Origin of the sequence: Mediterraneibacter sp. 210702-DFI.3.120 (assembly GCF_020561005.1) — a bacterium.
In the GTDB taxonomy this organism is placed as follows: Bacteria; Bacillota; Clostridia; order Lachnospirales; family Lachnospiraceae; genus Mediterraneibacter; species Mediterraneibacter faecis.
The window spans coordinates 1-16,499 of sequence record NZ_JAJCNG010000004.1 but is presented as its reverse complement, the minus strand read 5'-3'; the positions used below and the strand labels follow the sequence as shown (position 1 = coordinate 16,499).

Genomic DNA, 16,499 nt, shown 5'->3' with positions numbered 1-16,499 from the left:
TCTCTGTTCTGCCACTACTTACTCCTCCTTCTTCGGATACCCTTTCCCTGCCTGTAATAAGCAGAGAAAAGCGATGCCGAAAACAGCACCGCCACTAAAAGTTAATACATATGAAATTGCTCGTAACATTGTTTTCTCCTTTGATTTAACCTGCTTCGGAAGTCTCCTCTAAGCGGGTTGTCATGATTTTATAGAGGGAATTCTTCGGGAATCTGTCTACAAATGGGATAATGACATTTCCATAGAACAAAAGTCCTTCCCCCTCATTACTGTTGGTTACATAGGACAGCTGGGTTGGTGAGATATTCAGCTGTTTTGCCAGAATCTGCCTGTCTCCAGAAGCCTGATTGAGCATATAAATGAAGTCTGAGTTTTCAAAAATGTTCTCAATTTCCCTGGAAGACAGCAAATCCTTAATATTCTGGGTGATGCCAGTTGGAATACCACCCCATTTACGGAATCTCTTCCATATCTCCACACTATAAGCTGCGGTCTGCTCTTCCTTCAAAAGAAGGTGGAACTCATCCACATAATATCTGGTGGACTTATGGGCAGAACGGTTCATCGTTACCCTGTTCCAGACCTGATCCTGGATTACAAGCATCCCGATTTTTTTCAGCTGCTTACCAAGTTCCTTGATGTCAAAGCATACAATGCGGTTATTGATATCCACATTTGTCTGATGATTAAACACATTCAAAGAACCTGTAACATAAATCTCCAATGATGTGGCCAGTCGCTGTGCTTCCGGCTCTTCCTGTTTTCTCAGAAGATTATATAAATCCTCCAGGATTGGCATCTTCTCAGGTACTGGATCGGCAAGGTATTCCTGATATACTAACCGCACACAACGGTCAATAATGGTCTTTTCTACCGGCTCCAATCCATTCTTTCCTCCAACAATCAGTTCACACAAAGACAGAATAAAATCTGCTTTCAATGACAGCGGATTATCTTCCTCAGAATAGTTCAGGTTCAGATCCATCGGATTGATATACTGGTCAGATACTGGCGAAACCCGAACTACCTGCCCATGCAGTGCCTGCACAAGTGCCGAATATTCGGCTTCTGGATCACAGACAATGATATCGTCCTCCGTAATCAGAAAGCAGTTTGTAATCTCTCTCTTTGCTGAGAAGGACTTACCGGAACCTGGTGTACCAAGAATCAGTCCATTCGGGTTCTTCAAACGTTTCCGATCAACCATAATCATGTTATTGGATAACGCATTCAACCCGTAATAAAGAGCTTCCCCTTCCTGAAACAGTTCCTGCGTCGTAAATGGCACAAAGATTGCAGTTGATGATGTGGTAAGCCCTCTCTGAATTTCAATTCGATTAACTCCAAGCGGAATACAAGACATGAGTGCTGCTTCCTGCTGATAATCCAACTGTTTTAAAGAACAGTTATATTTCTGTGCAATTCCCTGCACCTGGAAAATATTATTATCCAGTTTTTGACGCTTCTTTGCGGTATTCATTACCAGAACCGTTACAAGGAACATCCTCTCATTTCTGGACTGCAGATCTTCCAACAGGTTCTTCGCCTCTTCTCCATAAGTCACAAGGTCCGACGGAAGCACATCCATATCATAACCGGAACGTACTGCCCGCTTCTGCTCTTCAATCTTCATCTTATCCAGATCTGAAATCTTACTCTTGATCATCTTGATCGCAGAACTCTGGTCAATGGACTGGATATGAATGTTGACATTGATGCTGTCATCCACATCCAGGAAGTCTGCAAGCATCCGGTCTGTAAGCTCTGGTGCCAGAATCTGCAGATAACTCACACTTCCCATCGTTCTTCCCATCAAAAATGTCTGATTCTTGGAAAAGTTAAAGGAAGTCGGTGCAATAAAATCTTTGGTCTTTAATCCTGTTTCTGGAAGCATCTTATACTGGAACTTAAATGGTTCAATCCGATCCTGGTTGAACACATGATACATAATCTCCAGCCTTTCTAGACCATTCAGGGAATGCGCCTGTGCTCCCAAAACCTTAAAGTTATTTAAAATATCTGTTTCGATTCTTTCAAGCCTTGGCCTTGCCACCTTCAGGCTTTCTGCTTCGATTCCAAAAGTGATATACTTTGTCTTTACCAGACCATTATTTCCTTTGGAAAGCTGATTTTTCAGCATAGTACGATACTCTTCACGAATGGCATTGAAGTCATCGTTCTGATCCGGAATATCAATACTTTTTTCAAATTCTGCCACATCCACCTGCTGATTGATAAAGGACAGCTGCACGCCGATGGAAGAATCAAAGTAATTTAAGAAATCACAGTAATTTTCAAATATCGTGGTCTTATCCTCATTTAAAGCAAGCTGATAGTTGATGTCATAAAACTGAATCGTCTTGGAGAAAAAGGTCTTTGTCACCTGGCAGATACCATCCTGCAGCATTCGAATATACGGAATACTCTGCTGTGCAGTTGTAGGAATGTTTTTCTGTTTCCTCCGATCCCGTTCCTGCTTCTTTCTACGCTTTTCCTGTTCTCTTTCTTTTCTGCTTTTTTTGTTTCTTCTTTCCTGACGGTTTCTTTTTTCCGCCAGGGACAGACGCTCCTGCTGAGCCTCCTGCTTTGTCTTTTTTGCCATCCGGCACACCCTCCTTTTTCACAAGGGTGGAAATCTCCTGATAAAAATTTTCTGTCTTATATGGTCTTACTGCCGGACAGATAAACTTCTGTCGAATGATATTTGCCACCACTTTTTCAAAGGGAAGACCGTCTTTTTCATACATTGCCATGAAGAAAAACGGAAGCATGATCGTTACCATCAGGATGGCTGCGATACTGGAACCGATTGGTTTTCTCATGACCAGATAAAACGGAATTCCCACAACTGCGGCAAGTGAAAAGAAAATCAGCTGCCGCTTTGTCAGATTTAACGCTACTTTTGTTTTGACCTTGGTAAGGTCTTTTGGTACTGGTACATACGCCATGGTATGCGCTCCTTTCCTGCCCGTTAGTGGGCATTAAATATCGATTTGCTAAGGCTTCCGGTCTTGAATAATGAAAAAGCAAGAATCACGGTATAAGCCGCTACTGAAAACATTGCTGCATGAAGGTCACTGGATATGGTCATTGCATTTACTAAAACTGCATAAATTCCCACACAGACCATCATGAAGAATCCCTGAAATGCCAGTGCGAACAAGCCTTTTAAATAATTGTTTCCGATATTGCCCCATTCCTTATTGGTCATGGTGGCAAACGGAATTGGTGCTATGGAAGTATAAAGGTAAATTTCTATCATTCTTCCGTACAAGATTACCGTAATGATAATTGACAGAATGTGCATGGTAACACTGATCAACATCGTTTCCATGGATAGCAGGAACAAATCCCCTAACTCCATATCCTCCAGGGCATCCACAATCCGTGAAATTGCTTCTGTTGCATCCACCGCAGTGTTTCCTGATATCACCCCGGCGGCATTGTTGACCACATGCTGGCCAACATCAAAGACCGCCATCGTGATATTGAACGTATTTGTCACCAGATAAATGGCTACATACGCTTTGAAGATCCAGAGGAAAATGTTATAAGTCTCAAATTCATGGAAATTGTTTTTTTGTGTTACCATCGTGATCAATTCATAGCACAGGACAAAGGTGATGATCAGTCCCGCAATGGGGACAATCACCGTTTGGGATATATTCTGAATCAGATTAAAAATCCCTGCATTCCATCCCTGCGGTGTCTGTCCCACCTGCCCGGCTATGGTTCCCACCTGCTCATTGACAGACGTGAACATGTTATCCAAACTTGACTTAATAAGCCCGATCAGGATATCCTTTATCGCTTCCGTAATTCTCTCAATGATGGTGTTCATCTACCACTCCTCTTAAGAGAACAATGTTGCCAGCTGTGGAATCAGGGTAGTTCCCAGCAGCATGATTCCGGCACCAGCCATCAGCTGTTTTATCCCCAATTAGGTGTAAAACTCTGCTCGATGGCGGGCGGCGGCGTACAAAAAATCTATATGGTGTTTTTAAGAGAATCGTCCCGGTAGGACAGGTCAGGCAGTGACCTGTTCCACCTCTGGGATGGGTTTGAGATTAAAATGAATTTCGATAGAAATGTGTCTTGTTTTATCTTCGTCAATGCGCTCATGCACGACGATTTCTTTGATTAAGCGGTTAAGGGTGGCTGCGTCCAGCTCTGTGATGTTGGCATATTCCTGAATGGCTTCCACCCATTGTTTTGCGTCATTGGCAAGCTGGGCTTCATCGGACAGCCGCTTCCTGCCCTCGGACACTTTTGCTTTAAGCTCCGTCTGCTCGGTCTGTGTCTTTTCCAGCATGGTGTTGAAATTCTGCTCACTGATACGCCCTGCAATCATATCCTCATAAAGCCGCATGACCATTTTATCCAGAACCTCAATCCGTTCCTCGTCCCTTGTAAGGGAGCGTTCCATTGCTTCCCGCTGTTCCCGCTGCTCGGCTTCACAGGTATTAGTCAGGCGGTCGGCAACCGCTTTCCCGTCCATCAGGGCAGCTCTGGCACATTCCCGGATTTTTCGCAGCACATGGCTGTAAAGGGTGTCATAGTCAATCCGGTGCTGGGTGCAGTGGTTCTTTCCAAAGGCATTGTAGGTCTTGCAGGAATAAATCTGCTGGGGATGTTTTGCGTTTGTATAGCGTATCGTCAGCGACTTCCCACACTCGCCGCATTTTATCAGTCCGGCAAACAGGCTGATTTCATTGGTCTGCCCCGGACGCTGGCGGGATTTCAGCTTGTTCTGCACAATGTCAAAGCTCATGCGGTCAATCAGCGGTTCATGCTGTCCCTCCACTACAATCCAGTCCTCCGGCTTCTTTTCCCCAATCGTGCCGATTTTGAAACGGTAGTCTTTTTTCTGGGAAGCAATCGCCCCGGTGTAAACGGGATTCATCAAAAGGTCTTTGATAACGGAGAAGTCCCACATATACCGTCCGTTTTCCGGGTCTTTCTTTTCCCATTTGGTTCGGGTATTGCGAAGCCCCCGTTCCCGGTTCCACCATGTGGGGCAGGGGATTTTTTCTTCCTCCAGCCGTCTGCGGATATAGTTCGGACCATGACCGTTTAGGGCATATCCGAAAATCAGCCGCACAATCGGGGCGGTTTCCTCGTCAATGAGCAGATGGTTTTTGTCCTCCGGGTCTTTCCGATACCCAAACGGGGCAAGACACCCGGTAAACTGTCCTTTCTGCGCTTTCAGAAGATAAGAGGAATGGACTTTCTTGGAAATATCCTTGCTGTACATCTCGTTCAGGATATTCTTGAACGGGGCAATATCGTTGTTATCCCGCAGGGTGTCGATACCGTCATTCATGGCGATATAGCGGACACCATTTCTTGGGAAAAAGTCCTCAATCAAATGCCCGGTTTGCAGATAGTTACGCCCCAGTCGGCTGAGGTCTTTCGTGATGACAAGGTTGATTTGCCTGCGCTCAATGGCTCTCAACATTCTCTGTAAATCAGGACGCTCCATATTAAGACCTGTGAAGCCATCGTCCTGATAGACTGCCACAACCTCCCATCCCTGCTTTTCGCAGTATTTTTCCAGCATATCACGCTGGTTTGCGATACTGGCACTTTCGCCTTGCAGGTCATCGTCCTTTGACAGTCTGCAATAGACCGCTGCACGATAACCCCCGGCAAGTGCCGAACCGATTGTTCTGTATTCCATTTCGTTCATCATAGCCATTTACCCACACAATCCAGACGGTATCTGGCTCTTTTGAACCTCATCTTCATTATACTTCATATCTCTCTTTTTAGCAAGATATTCTTTCATATTTGTCTTACCGTATTTCTGGGAAATCAGGCTGACGAACACATCGGTTGCGTCCAGCTCCCCGTCAAACACCGTTGTAACATGAATCTCTGTTTTGTTTTTTGCCATAGGCAGTTATCCTCCATACATGAAAATAGCCAGACAGAGGGTGTCGGCAACGAAGTCCGGCAACGGGCTTCAAAAGACCTTGCAAACAATCTCAATCTGGCGATGGTTACTATTTATACTTTTCTTTTATTTTTCTGTTGTTTTGGTTGTCATAGGGGAGAAAAGCCCAGAAATAAGGGATTTTCCCCGGCAACCGGCTCGGCAACGGGATAGCAACAGGGGGTGCAACGGGCTGTCATTTTCAGAATGGAAGCTCCATCTGTTCTGAGACCTCCACAAAACCATCCCTCGTTTTTTCAGACGGGTTGCATAAGTCCGTTGCCGGGTTTTCACGCTCCCAGCCCTTTTGTCTGCCATATTCGGAAAACATTCTTGGGTTCGGGAAGTACCGCCAGCCGGAAATACACTGATTCATAATCTCGTTGATTTCCCGGATTTCCCATTGCTTCGGCTCGTCAAAGGCATGGTTTAAGGCTTCCTTGTAGAGCTGCTTGGAACAGACCATGCTCCCGGTGTACTTATCAAGATACGCCTGTATCATCCCGGCTTTGGTGTCCTCCGGCATAAAATCCCGCTGGTGTTCTTTGAGATACCGCTGCATGGCAGGGCTGAAAGCCAGCTTGAACCTGCCGCTTCTGTAAATTTCCATCGCTTCTGCCCACATCTGCTCGATATAGGCTCTGGAAGCGGCTTCGTCCTCCAAAATGTGAACCTCGGCTTGCTCCGGGTACACCATGACGGGGATAAAGCGGCGGTTGCCGGAACGGTCAAGGGGCAGGAAGTCAAGGGCATTGGAAGTGCCGCCAAACACGCACTGACGGGGGCGGTCTGCTGGGTGGGTTTCATAGGGTATCTTGTAAACCTCTTTCTGTCGGCTTAAAAATGACTTGATTTCCTCAATGCTCTTGGCGTTGGCGGTTGCCATCATTTCCGACATTTCGATAATCCAGTGACCTTGCAGCTTGCGGTACACATTGTCATCGTCCAACTTCCGCAAATCATCGGAGAACCACTCGTCCCGGACTGCCAGCAGACGGAAGAAGGTGGACTTGCCAGCCCCCTGACCGCCTACCAGACAGAGCATGATTTCAAATTTGCATCCCGGCTGAAAGGCTCGTGAGATTGCGCCCAGCAGGAACAGCTTCAACGCTTCATAGGTGTAATCGTCTGCGTCAGCCCCCAGAAAGTGCCGCAGGCAGAAACGGATTCGTTCTGTCCCGTCCCACACAAGGGTATTGAGATAGTCCCGGATGGGATGGTACTTGTTTTCATTCGCCACAATCCCGATGGCGTTATCAATCTTCTTCTCATTGGTAAGCCCGTAGGTTTCTTCCAGATAGAGAAGCAGATACTTCATGTCCGTATCGTTCAGGGCGGTGCTTTCCCTGTGGAAGCCGATGGGCTTTATGATGTCCTTGCGGTCGGTCAGGATGTTGTATGCGATAGCCCCGGAAAGCAGCGGGTCACGCTGGAATACGGTCAGGCAGTTCCGTATGCTCTGACGGACACCGCCTTTCTCGGTAGTTCCCAGCCCCGCCTTGATTTCCTCAATGCTCTGGGGCGGCTGCATGGCGTTCATGGTGTTTTTTAGTTCTTGCTGCGTTTGCGGCGGCAAGCTCTGCCATTCGCTTTTCAAGCTGTATCACATCCTTTCCGTAGTCCGTAATCAAAGCTGCTTTTTCCTCTGTCTCCCCAAAGAGCAGCACATCCAGCAGATATTCCACTTGGTCTTGCTTCTGTAAGGCTTCCACAAACCGTGGATGAAAGGCTTCCTCCGGGGAGTGCGGGGCATAATCCTTTCTCCATGCCCGAAGCAAGTGAAGATAATCGGCAAGAATACGGAAGCAGCGGTTTTTTGCTTCCTGAAACTGTTCCTCCGGGGATTTCTGCCGGGGCTTGGGCTTTTTTACCTTCCCCGGCGGTTTCCAGTCCTCATAGGAAAGCCCGAAGTCCTGTGCCAGCTGTACGGCGGCTTCTTTCTTTCCCAGCCCATACAGGGCGGCGGCAAAATCAATCACATCCCCATCCGCACCGCAGCCGAAGCAGTGGTAACGCCGATCCAGCTTCATGCTTGGGGTTTTATCGTGATGGAACGGGCAACAAGCCATCCCGTTCCGGCCTACACGGATTCCATAATGCTCCGCAGCCTGTCTTGTTGTGACGGACTGCTTCACAGCTTCAAATACATTCAAATCTATCCCTCCTTGAAAAAAAGAAAAGCACCTGACATTCTCTGATTGAAAATGGCAAGTGCCTGTTAAAGTTCCATATCCTGTTGTTTGTGTTTTGTCTGCTCCGGGGCAGTTCTTTGTGCTTTTTTCTCGTCTGTCTTATCCTGCAAGACTTCCTTGATGGGCTGCTTCTTGGGCGGCTCTTTGCTTTCCTCTGTGCCGGGTGTGGCTTTCCGTACCCAGTAGCGGATGTCCCGCAGCTTCTTCAAATCCTCCTGTACCTCGGTCAGCGGTGTTTTCAGAGCTGCAATTTCTTCCAGAAGCGTTTCCTGCTCCTCTTGCAGCTCCTTTTGGGTGCTGTCCTTATCGTCCGGGTGCTTGGCAAGGTAGGCGGCGGCTTTCTCATACCGGGCAACCTCCGGGTGTTCCTGTTTGAATTTCTCCTTTGTTTTTTTGAAAAATATCTTCTGGTATTTCTCATAGACAGGCTTACATTCCTGGCAGTCTGTCCGGCTGGCAAGAATCCCGTCAATCACTTTGCTGCGGGTTTCCTTTGGCTTCATCTGATTGCGGTAATCGGCGGCTGATTTCCCGGAAGATTCCAGAAATACTTCTAAGTCCTCCACAGTGGAAAGCCCCTTTTGCCGGAGATAGGACAGGGCTTCGCTGACTGCCTTTAAGTCCTGTGAAGTCCCCCGGTTCTGTCCAGCCCTTGTCCAGTCCTTCCGTTCTTCCTTTCGTATCTCCATATACTTCATCAGCAGATTGGGAAGAAGTGTCGCTTCCTCCGCCGCCTTTTGTGCAAGCAGTTCTTTTCGTTTTTCTCCCAGCTCGGTAATCCAGCCTTTGAGGTTTTGAATGAGCTGCCGGATAGACTTCATCAGGCGGTTGGCGGCTCTGATGTCCCGGTTCAGGTTGCCGATGTTCGTCTGGATACCCCGCTTTTCCATCTGCCGGACAGCAGTCCCCTCATGGACAGTGGGGACTATATCAAGCCCCTGTCTGGCATAGGAACGCAAGTCCACACGCTCTGGGCGGTCATTGGCTTCCAGATAGCGGTTCTGGATGACCTCCCATTCATGCCGCCAGATTTCGCAATACTTCTGGTCGTTCCAATCCACCGTATCCTCCTTGTGGCTTTTCCATCTGCCGGACGGAAGTTTTATCCGTTCCCCGTTTTCGTCAAGGTCATAAACCTTGCGGCTCTTGGGAAGCCATTTTCCATGTTCGTCCATTGCCCTCATAGTGAGCATGACATGGGCGTGGGGATTGTGTCCCGGCGGATGGGGGTCATGGATTGCAAAATCAGCAATCATGCCTTTGGAAACAAACTGCTGCTCACAAAACTCCCGGACAAGGACAGCATACTGGTCGGGTGGTATCTCTCTTGGGATGGTAAGCACCCACCTCCTTGCAAGCTGGGAGTTCCATTGTTTTTCCACAGCTTCGGCGGCGTTCCATAAGGTATTACGGTCTGCATACTCCGGCGGGGCATTTGCTGGGAGCAGAATCTCATTGTGGACGATACCACGCTTTTCCGGGTAGTGCTTCACTTGCTGGTCGTATTCACAGAACAGCTTTTCGCCACTCTGGTAAGCAGCGGCGGCAACCGCAGACTGCCGCTGGCTGCGCTGAACAATCGTGATTTCGTTGTGTGGACAGGGCATTTCGTGTCCCTCCTTTCGCTAATTGGTGGACGGGGTGGCGTTTTACCACCTCATTTTGGGCAGAAAAAAAGCAGGAGACCTTTTTCAGATTTCCTGCTCGGTGTGCCGCTATGTGGGCGGCGGGTATTTAATTGTAAAAGTTCGGGGCAAGTTGACCCGATGTGAAGCTGACAAACTGGAAGTTATTTTACTTGCGTTCTATAAATCCTATGATTGAAAAAATCAATCCTACAATCCCAATTCCGATAACGAGCAGCCCCATTCCTGATGAGCAAAGAGAAATTATAATGGCAAAGAGTAGTATCGCAATACCTAATCCAATTTTCTTCATTGTAAATCCTCCTTTACAAATGCCGATTTGTTGTCATCTTCATTATACTTCATTGGCTATCGAAAAGATAGCATATTTTATGAAACTTGTCGGCTGGGAACAGCTTGCAACGCAAGGTGTCCCCAGATGGCAAGTACACAAAAGGGTAGCTGGCGGCAGCCAGCGCAGGGGAAGCGTAGCGTCCCCTGTATGATTTGGAGCAGACCATGACTGCGGAAAATTACAGCCCTCCGGCGAGGAGCCTTCGGAGAACGCAATGCACCAACCTCTGGGTGGTGTATAATTGCGCCCTTAGTAAACTAAGGGGTTTCCGGCTTCTTCCGTTCCAGCAGTTTTTTCAATAGTTCCTGCGTGTCCTGCCTGTGAAAAATGAGTTTCAATAACAGCATGACATCATCATCTGTCAGGCGTTCCGGCTCTTGCAGAAAACTTTCCAGCATACCGCCACGGGTACAGAGCCGGTGCGTCCGTTCCTTTCGGGTAAGCTGCTTCAACTGGTGCTGCAATACCTTTTCATCATTAATGGCTTTCCGCAGCTTCTTTTCGCTTTTCTCCAGCTCCCTGTTGAGCTTTTCCAGCTTTGAGGTATCAGGCAAGGGCAGCGTCCTCCTTTCCCGGTATCAGCACATAAATCCTGTTTGGTTCTCCAACGCCCTGACGCACCCGCATGATAAGTCCGGCGGTTTCCAGTTCATTCAGAGAACGCTTGACCGTCATGGGACTGCGGGACAGGACTGCGGCAATGGCTGTGACAGGGAAGCAGACAAACAGGATTCCGTTCTCGTCCTCCTGCCCTTTGGACAGCATAGCGTCCAGCATCCGGCAGTACATGACCTTTGCGGTGCTGCTGACTGGAAATCCTGTCAACGCTCTGGGAAAGGGCATACAGGGCGGCAAGGGTGTGTCTATCGTCATAAATTCAAAATTCATTCGGTGTGTGCCTCCTTTTTCTTTGCTCGTTTGGATAAATAACGGGGGCAGTCAATCACAACCGCCCGGAAGCTCTGCCTGCACCCATGCTGGCATTTCCGGCATAATTCGTTGTAAGTGACACGCCCCCGGTCATTGAGGTAAAAGGAAAGCTCATATTTCCTCTTTTTACTCATTCTCGGCATATTGTGTTTCCTCCCGTTTTAGTGTATGGTTTCGGGGCGATTTTCGGCAAAATTACAGCCATAGAGCCGCCTAAAATCTCCCGAAGTATCAGCGATAGGGTAGGCTATCCCCCTATCAGATTGTCGTGTTTCGGTATCATTTCGGTGTCAGTTCGCCAGTTCTCCCCGGTGTCGTTCCTCCCCTGAATCTCACAGCGGCGTATCGCTCCCTTTGGTACGCTCGTTTCGGTCAGGGTTCCTCCACATCCCTGCCAAAAGTCATGGCACTACATCGCCGGGGAAGCATATCCCACACAGGCTGGTCATTCGATTGGAATAATCCATCGATGAACTACCTGTATCATAGAACATTTTTGTGCCCTGTGCCGTATGTCCACAAAGTAGGAATTAGGAGTAAAAATCAGAAATTTCCACGATTGCGGAAAGTGTGATATAATCCAGTTAAGCGGCAGCAATGAAACCGCCGGAAAGGAGTGTGCGCCCATGAAAGGAGCAACAAGCATACAGGAACGCCTTTGGGAACTCCGCAAGGACAAAGGCTTAAATCTGGAAGAACTATCAAAGCTGACGGGTATTTCCAAATCTGCTCTCGGAAGTTATGAAAAAGAGGATTTTAAGGAAATCAATCATGGCAACCTTATCACGCTGGCAGACTTCTATGGGGTTTCCGTTGATTATCTACTGTGCCGGACAGAGAACAGGGAGCAGATCAACACGTCATTGACGGAGCTGCATTTGAATGATGAGATGGTTGCTCTCCTGAAAAGCGGTCGGATTAACAACCGTCTGCTCTGTGAGCTTGCCACACATAAAGATTTTATCAAGTTTCTTGCAGACATTGAGATTTATGTGGACGGGATTGCCACCATGCAGATTCAAAATCTCAATGCACTTGTCGATACCGTCCGGCATGAAATCATTGAACGGTATCGCCCCGGCGAAGATGACCCGCATTTGAAAGTGCTGCAAGCCGCCCATATCAGCGATGATGAATATTTCAGCCACATGGTTCTGGATGACCTCAATCTCATTATCCGGGATATTCGGGAAACTCACAAAAAGGACAGTGAGAGTGCGCCCCAGACCACCGTTGCCGATGAACTGAAAGAAAATCTGGAAGCGGTCGAAAATTTCAAGGGCAGTCGGGATGAAAAGCTGGTCATCCTTTATTGCAAGCAACTCGGTATCAACTATAAAAATCTGTCGGAAGAAGAATTCCGCTGGCTCATTCGGATTCTCAAAAAATCAAAGAAAATGGGAACGCCTATCAGCCAAAGGAAAAAACGGTAAAGAAAAACCGCTGTTGCATGGTTTGTTAGCTTCCATGTAGCAGCGGTTTTTACTGTGGTTATTCAGTTGAAAATCAGAACGATAAACTGGAAGTTATCGATTTCTTTGTGCGCTGTATCTAACGGACAGCACAATGCTTACTGATGCGGTAATGACCTTTGCAAATACGGCGCTCCACCAAATCGTGATTTGACCGCCAAACACCGGCGGCAGCATCAGCATCAACACCAGCATGATGATGGGTTCGATAAAGGTCAGAACATAGGACAGCACACTTTTTTCGGTTGCGTAGAAAGCCGCCGCGGAAACTCGTGTGATGGCGTCAAACGGAACCGACACAAGGAAGATCGGCATGACCTTTATGACCCCTGCGTTTACCTCGGCAGATGAACCGAACAGTAGTCCAATCTTTCCACGGAGCAGGTAAATCAGAATCGCACTGATTACCGCCAAAACCATGGAAAATTCATACGCCAGCGTTTTGGTTTGTTTGAGCGATTTTTCTTCGCCTGCTCCGTAGAACTGACTCATGAGCGGCTGGCTACCATCACCGACACCCTGCAAAAGAAGATAAACAATGCAGATGATATAGGAGATACAGGCATAGGTGGCGATAGCCTCCTGTCCGCCATAATAAACCGAAAATCGGTTGATGATCACAAGAGAGATATTTGGGGCAAGGGTCAAGCCAAATGGAGCAAGTCCGATTTTTAATATCTGAAATGCCGTTTTCGGGGTATCAACAGGTGCGATTTTCAGAGTGAGGTTCTTTTTGATGGCGCAATACACGAGTGCAACCGCCATGGTAACTCCCTGCCCAATAATGGTCGCCAATGCCGCACCGTACATGCCCCGTCCAAGAACCCACACAAAAGTATAGTCAAGAGCAACATTGGTAGCAAAGCCGCAGATCATAGCGATCATTGCCCACAAAGAACCGCCGTAATTACGCATAAACGGAACCAGTCCGGTGCCGAACACCTGTAAAATCGCTCCAAGGGCAATTACCTTGATATACTCATTTCCCAGAGTAAGCAACTCGCCCGATGCACCAAGGGCAGAAAGGATTTTCTCTGAAGTGAAGAAAACGGTGACAGTCAGGACAGCGCTGAAAAGAAGCATCAGCCATGTTGCACCGGCAACGAACTCCCGTGCTTTTTTCTCATTTCCTGCTGCTTTCAGAATGGAGTATTTGACTGAACCGCCCATTCCGATTCCTGTCCCTACGGATTGCAGGACCGCCGTGATGGGATATGCAATGTTGATTGCGGAAAGTCCGGCATCCCCGATTGAGTTGCCTACAAAGAAACCGTCAACGATGGCATACACCCCGGAAAGCGCAAAGGATAACACGGACGGAATCACATACTGAAAGAAAGTCCGCTTGTTATTCACTGCCCAGCCCTCCTCTCAGCTCTCTTTCAAAGAGAAGATTGAAAAGGTCAAGAATTTCACACATGGCTTGGAGCCGTTCGTTCCCGATTGTTCTATAAACCTTCTCCTCGGCTTTTCGTAAAGGCGCAATCATTCTGTGGGCGTATACCTGTCCGCTTTCAGTCAAGACGATCCGCTTCTCACGTTTATCGCCCTCGCTGGCCTCCAACAGTAAATAGCCCTTCTTTTGAAGTGCGCTCACGACCGTATGAACCGTCTGTTTTTGCATACCGAAATTCTCTGCGATCTGCTTTTGCGTCAGTTCTCCCATGGATTCCAGCGCATACAGCACCATCATTTCCGGGTATCCGATGCCAAGTACTGAAGCTGCTTTTGTATATAGCGCAGTGCTTTTCTCCCACGCAACGTTAAAATGATTGTTTTCCATAAGTCCTCCTCTTACAAATAGTATTTACAAATACTATTATAGTATATTGTAAGGACTATTGTCAAGGGCGTATGGAGCAAAAAATTCTTATTTGTCATAATCATTCTACCATACCGTTATGAATAAATCATCTCTTGCAAAATAATTTCTTCTGCCCGGTTGTGAATGTTATTGCAACGCCGCACCCATTCCATTTGTTGGGTTCGTTTCAATTCCTCGGTCACGCCCTCGGCATCTTTCATCTGCTCCATGATGGTGTCTAACCGTTCCTGTGCCTGTTCGTTCAGGTCTGCAAGGTATGTCCATAACTCCCCTGTCAAGGTCAAGGTGTTCAATTTGGCTGGGTGGACTTCTCTTAAATACTCCCGGTGCATCCGTCCGTACTTTCCGATAGGGCGATGTTCCTCCGGCAGCTTCAAATCTGGGATATAGTAATCTCCGACAAGGATATAATCAATTCCGTTTTCCGTTATTCTTGGTTTCAATTCGCTCATGCTCCTTACCTCCTGTGGAAGCAGGCTCGTCTGATACTAACTCAATCACATCGGTAATCTCACAATTCAGCGTTTCGCAGATACGGGCTAATGTGTCCATGCTGATGTGCTTTCCCTCTTTGCTCATGTTGGCAATCATATTCGTTGTCATACCGGCGGCAAGCCTTAAATCTTCTTTTCTCATATCACGCTCTAACAGTGTATGCCAGAGTGGTTTATAGCTGATGTGCATATTGCTTTCCTGCCTTTCTATCCATACCACCGGGGCGGCTGCCCCGGCAGGAACTTTTCTCTTATTATAGCACCAATCTTGTGAAATCACAATTTATTCTTGTAGCCTGCCGCTGATACCGTCTGGATTGTGCTTTTCCTTTCTTTTTGTTCCCTTTAATTAGCCATAAACTGTTTGATGCCCTGGCTCTTAGCACCGGGATTGTCATTTCCATATCCTTCCAGAAGGTTTACGACACCCCACACACCAAGACCTGCGCCGATTGCGACTACAAGAGTTTTTAAAGTTGTAATTGCACTGCTAAAAAATGCCATATACATTCACCAAAACTGACTTTTTTCAGGTGTTTACGGGAATGAAAAAACACCGACTAAAAAGCCGGTGCACCTAGTGTCAGTTATTCCTTTCCTCATTATTTTCTGTTCATTCCCAAGGTTACTACGACAGTTCTACATGAATTACTTCCACCTCTTCTTCAGATTTCGGTGTATACTGCGGATTTAACTCTTTCTCAACTTTGTACCGGTTCTTCTCGTTTTCATCTGCAAGAAGCCGATAGTTTTTGTGTTTCGTGATATCATATTTGTCCGAAAAGAATGGTCTGGCACCACGAATCTGCAGGATACATTTTCCTCCATCCATGACTGCAATCTCATCTTCCGTCATCAGCTGTTTGCCAGTTTTCTGATAATTCAATCCAAAAGACTTCTGATTACTCCTCGTCTCCGAAGTGTTATACAGGTCAATGGTTTCCTTACCCAGAAGCTCGCTCATTTCCTTTAAGGTAGTTTTCTCTTTTCCTCCAAGAAATAGTGTGGTATCACAGTTACCTAGAATAGTATCTGCACTATCCTTATACATTGCCTTTAGCTGACTCTGTGACTGCAAAATAATAGAAGCAGAGATTTCCCTGCTTCGGATGGTTGCAATTAGCTTGTCAAACTGTGGAATCTGCCCGATGTTGGCAAACTCATCAGCGATGACACGCACATGAACTGGCAGTCTTCCACCATACTCATCATCTGCCTTGTCGCAAAGCAGATTGAAAAGCTGTGACTGTAACATGGCAATCACAAAATTAAAGGTTGTATCTGTATCGGACATAATCAAAAACAAGGCTGTCTTCCTGTCCCCGATCTTATCCAGTTCCATTTCATCATAAGACATGATATCACGAAGTTCTGCTATATCAAATGGTGCCAGCCTCGCACCACAGGAAATAAGAATACTTTTGGCAGTTTTGCCAGAGACGAAAAGTCAAGGACTTTTTCATCAAATCCAAAAAGAAGTCACATTTTGCGGACTTCCTCACGGAGCAGACGCTTGATTTTGTCCTCCATTGTCTCTTTTGCGGTCTGGCTGAAATGCACACGGACGATATAGGTTGTCTTGCCGATCTGCTTTCTGACAGTCGGGCAAGTGGCGGTGTTGGTTGCGGTATTGTTCATTCAAAATCCTCCTGTAAATGAAAAATGCCCGGT

At 47.1% G+C, this 16,499-nt stretch carries 21 protein-coding genes and 1 pseudogene; 1 reads left to right on the top strand and 21 read right to left on the bottom strand.

Annotated elements, in window-relative coordinates; translation table 11 throughout:
• Window positions 1-18 precede the first annotated feature (18 nt).
• From LI162_RS03570 to LI162_RS03505, 14 genes are all read right to left on the bottom strand, one after another.
• A complete protein-coding gene (locus LI162_RS03570; protein ID WP_008688066.1) occupies window positions 19-129 on the bottom strand; it encodes a hypothetical protein in 111 nt (36 codons plus the stop codon).
• Between the two features lie 16 nt (window positions 130-145).
• Window positions 146-2,602 (bottom strand): VirB4-like conjugal transfer ATPase, CD1110 family, encoded by a 2,457-nt coding sequence (locus tag LI162_RS03565; protein ID WP_225084009.1) that lies wholly within the window; start codon window positions 2,600-2,602, stop codon window positions 146-148.
• Window positions 2,484-2,948, bottom strand: coding sequence for a PrgI family protein (locus tag LI162_RS03560; RefSeq protein ID WP_005344185.1), 465 nt, complete (start codon window positions 2,946-2,948; stop codon window positions 2,484-2,486). The genes LI162_RS03565 and LI162_RS03560 overlap by 119 nt, the downstream gene beginning before the upstream one ends.
• Window positions 2,949-2,971: 23 nt before the next feature.
• Window positions 2,972-3,841: a VirB6/TrbL-like conjugal transfer protein, CD1112 family gene (locus LI162_RS03555; RefSeq protein ID WP_015524554.1), complete on the bottom strand. Its 870-nt coding sequence runs from the start codon at window positions 3,839-3,841 to the stop codon at window positions 2,972-2,974.
• Window positions 3,842-3,853: 12 nt separating this feature from the next.
• Window positions 3,854-3,904, bottom strand: a complete 51-nt coding sequence (locus LI162_RS16050) for a hypothetical protein (protein WP_235853306.1) — start codon at window positions 3,902-3,904, stop codon at window positions 3,854-3,856.
• Between the two features lie 123 nt (window positions 3,905-4,027).
• The gene (locus tag LI162_RS03545; protein ID WP_004612760.1) at window positions 4,028-5,698 is read right to left on the bottom strand and encodes a recombinase family protein; all 1,671 of its coding nucleotides are present in this window, start codon (window positions 5,696-5,698) and stop codon (window positions 4,028-4,030) included.
• Window positions 5,699-5,896 carry a hypothetical protein gene (locus LI162_RS03540; protein ID WP_227083179.1) on the bottom strand — a complete coding sequence of 66 codons (198 nt, stop codon included), beginning with the start codon at window positions 5,894-5,896 and terminating at the stop codon, window positions 5,699-5,701.
• A 241-nt stretch (window positions 5,897-6,137) separates the two neighbouring features.
• Window positions 6,138-7,475 carry a virulence-associated E family protein gene (locus LI162_RS03535; RefSeq protein ID WP_042520381.1) on the bottom strand — a complete coding sequence of 446 codons (1,338 nt, stop codon included), beginning with the start codon at window positions 7,473-7,475 and terminating at the stop codon, window positions 6,138-6,140.
• Window positions 7,444-8,088 carry a CHC2 zinc finger domain-containing protein gene (locus LI162_RS03530; protein ID WP_042520382.1) on the bottom strand — a complete coding sequence of 215 codons (645 nt, stop codon included), beginning with the start codon at window positions 8,086-8,088 and terminating at the stop codon, window positions 7,444-7,446. Before LI162_RS03530 ends, LI162_RS03535 begins: the two co-directional genes overlap by 32 nt.
• 65 nt (window positions 8,089-8,153) lie before the next feature.
• Window positions 8,154-9,734 carry a MobQ family relaxase gene (mobQ, locus tag LI162_RS03525; RefSeq protein ID WP_102287526.1) on the bottom strand — a complete coding sequence of 527 codons (1,581 nt, stop codon included), beginning with the start codon at window positions 9,732-9,734 and terminating at the stop codon, window positions 8,154-8,156.
• Window positions 9,735-9,921: 187 nt separating this feature from the next.
• Window positions 9,922-10,065 (bottom strand): hypothetical protein, encoded by a 144-nt coding sequence (locus LI162_RS03520; protein ID WP_009274458.1) that lies wholly within the window; start codon window positions 10,063-10,065, stop codon window positions 9,922-9,924.
• 299 nt (window positions 10,066-10,364) lie between these two features.
• Window positions 10,365-10,661, bottom strand: a complete 297-nt coding sequence (locus LI162_RS03515) for a DUF3847 domain-containing protein (protein WP_012816208.1) — start codon at window positions 10,659-10,661, stop codon at window positions 10,365-10,367.
• Window positions 10,654-10,995 (bottom strand): DeoR family transcriptional regulator, encoded by a 342-nt coding sequence (locus tag LI162_RS03510; RefSeq protein ID WP_003020305.1) that lies wholly within the window; start codon window positions 10,993-10,995, stop codon window positions 10,654-10,656. The genes LI162_RS03515 and LI162_RS03510 overlap by 8 nt, the downstream gene beginning before the upstream one ends.
• Complete coding sequence (locus LI162_RS03505; RefSeq protein ID WP_055058411.1) at window positions 10,992-11,180, bottom strand: hypothetical protein; 189 nt, start codon at window positions 11,178-11,180, stop codon at window positions 10,992-10,994. The genes LI162_RS03510 and LI162_RS03505 overlap by 4 nt, the downstream gene beginning before the upstream one ends.
• 483 nt (window positions 11,181-11,663) lie before the next feature.
• On the opposite strand from LI162_RS03505, the gene LI162_RS03500 reads away from it, so the two are divergent.
• A complete protein-coding gene (locus LI162_RS03500) occupies window positions 11,664-12,470 on the top strand; it encodes a helix-turn-helix domain-containing protein (protein ID WP_012816207.1) in 807 nt (268 codons plus the stop codon).
• Between the two features lie 93 nt (window positions 12,471-12,563).
• Here LI162_RS03500 and LI162_RS15675 read toward each other — a convergent pair whose 3' ends face one another.
• The 7 genes and pseudogenes from LI162_RS15675 to LI162_RS03465 all read right to left on the bottom strand — a co-directional run bounded on the left by LI162_RS15675 (window position 12,564) and on the right by LI162_RS03465 (window position 16,466).
• Window positions 12,564-13,865 (bottom strand): MATE family efflux transporter, encoded by a 1,302-nt coding sequence (locus LI162_RS15675; protein WP_003020289.1) that lies wholly within the window; start codon window positions 13,863-13,865, stop codon window positions 12,564-12,566.
• The gene (locus LI162_RS03490) at window positions 13,858-14,292 is read right to left on the bottom strand and encodes a MarR family winged helix-turn-helix transcriptional regulator (protein ID WP_227083177.1); all 435 of its coding nucleotides are present in this window, start codon (window positions 14,290-14,292) and stop codon (window positions 13,858-13,860) included. Before LI162_RS03490 ends, LI162_RS15675 begins: the two co-directional genes overlap by 8 nt.
• 116 nt (window positions 14,293-14,408) lie before the next feature.
• Complete coding sequence (locus tag LI162_RS03485; protein ID WP_009274452.1) at window positions 14,409-14,786, bottom strand: TnpV protein; 378 nt, start codon at window positions 14,784-14,786, stop codon at window positions 14,409-14,411.
• Window positions 14,746-15,018 (bottom strand): helix-turn-helix domain-containing protein, encoded by a 273-nt coding sequence (locus LI162_RS03480; RefSeq protein ID WP_009274451.1) that lies wholly within the window; start codon window positions 15,016-15,018, stop codon window positions 14,746-14,748. Before LI162_RS03480 ends, LI162_RS03485 begins: the two co-directional genes overlap by 41 nt.
• A 155-nt stretch (window positions 15,019-15,173) precedes the next feature.
• Window positions 15,174-15,332: a Maff2 family mobile element protein gene (locus tag LI162_RS03475; RefSeq protein ID WP_118440657.1), complete on the bottom strand. Its 159-nt coding sequence runs from the start codon at window positions 15,330-15,332 to the stop codon at window positions 15,174-15,176.
• A gap of 124 nt (window positions 15,333-15,456) precedes the next feature.
• Window positions 15,457-16,266 (bottom strand): annotated as a pseudogene (locus LI162_RS03470) (VirD4-like conjugal transfer protein, CD1115 family); the annotation flags it as partial.
• A 41-nt stretch (window positions 16,267-16,307) separates the two neighbouring features.
• On the bottom strand, window positions 16,308-16,466 hold the full coding sequence (locus tag LI162_RS03465) for a transposon-encoded TnpW family protein (RefSeq protein WP_006428300.1): 159 nt from the start codon (window positions 16,464-16,466) through the stop codon (window positions 16,308-16,310).
• Between the last annotated feature and the right edge of the window lie 33 nt (window positions 16,467-16,499).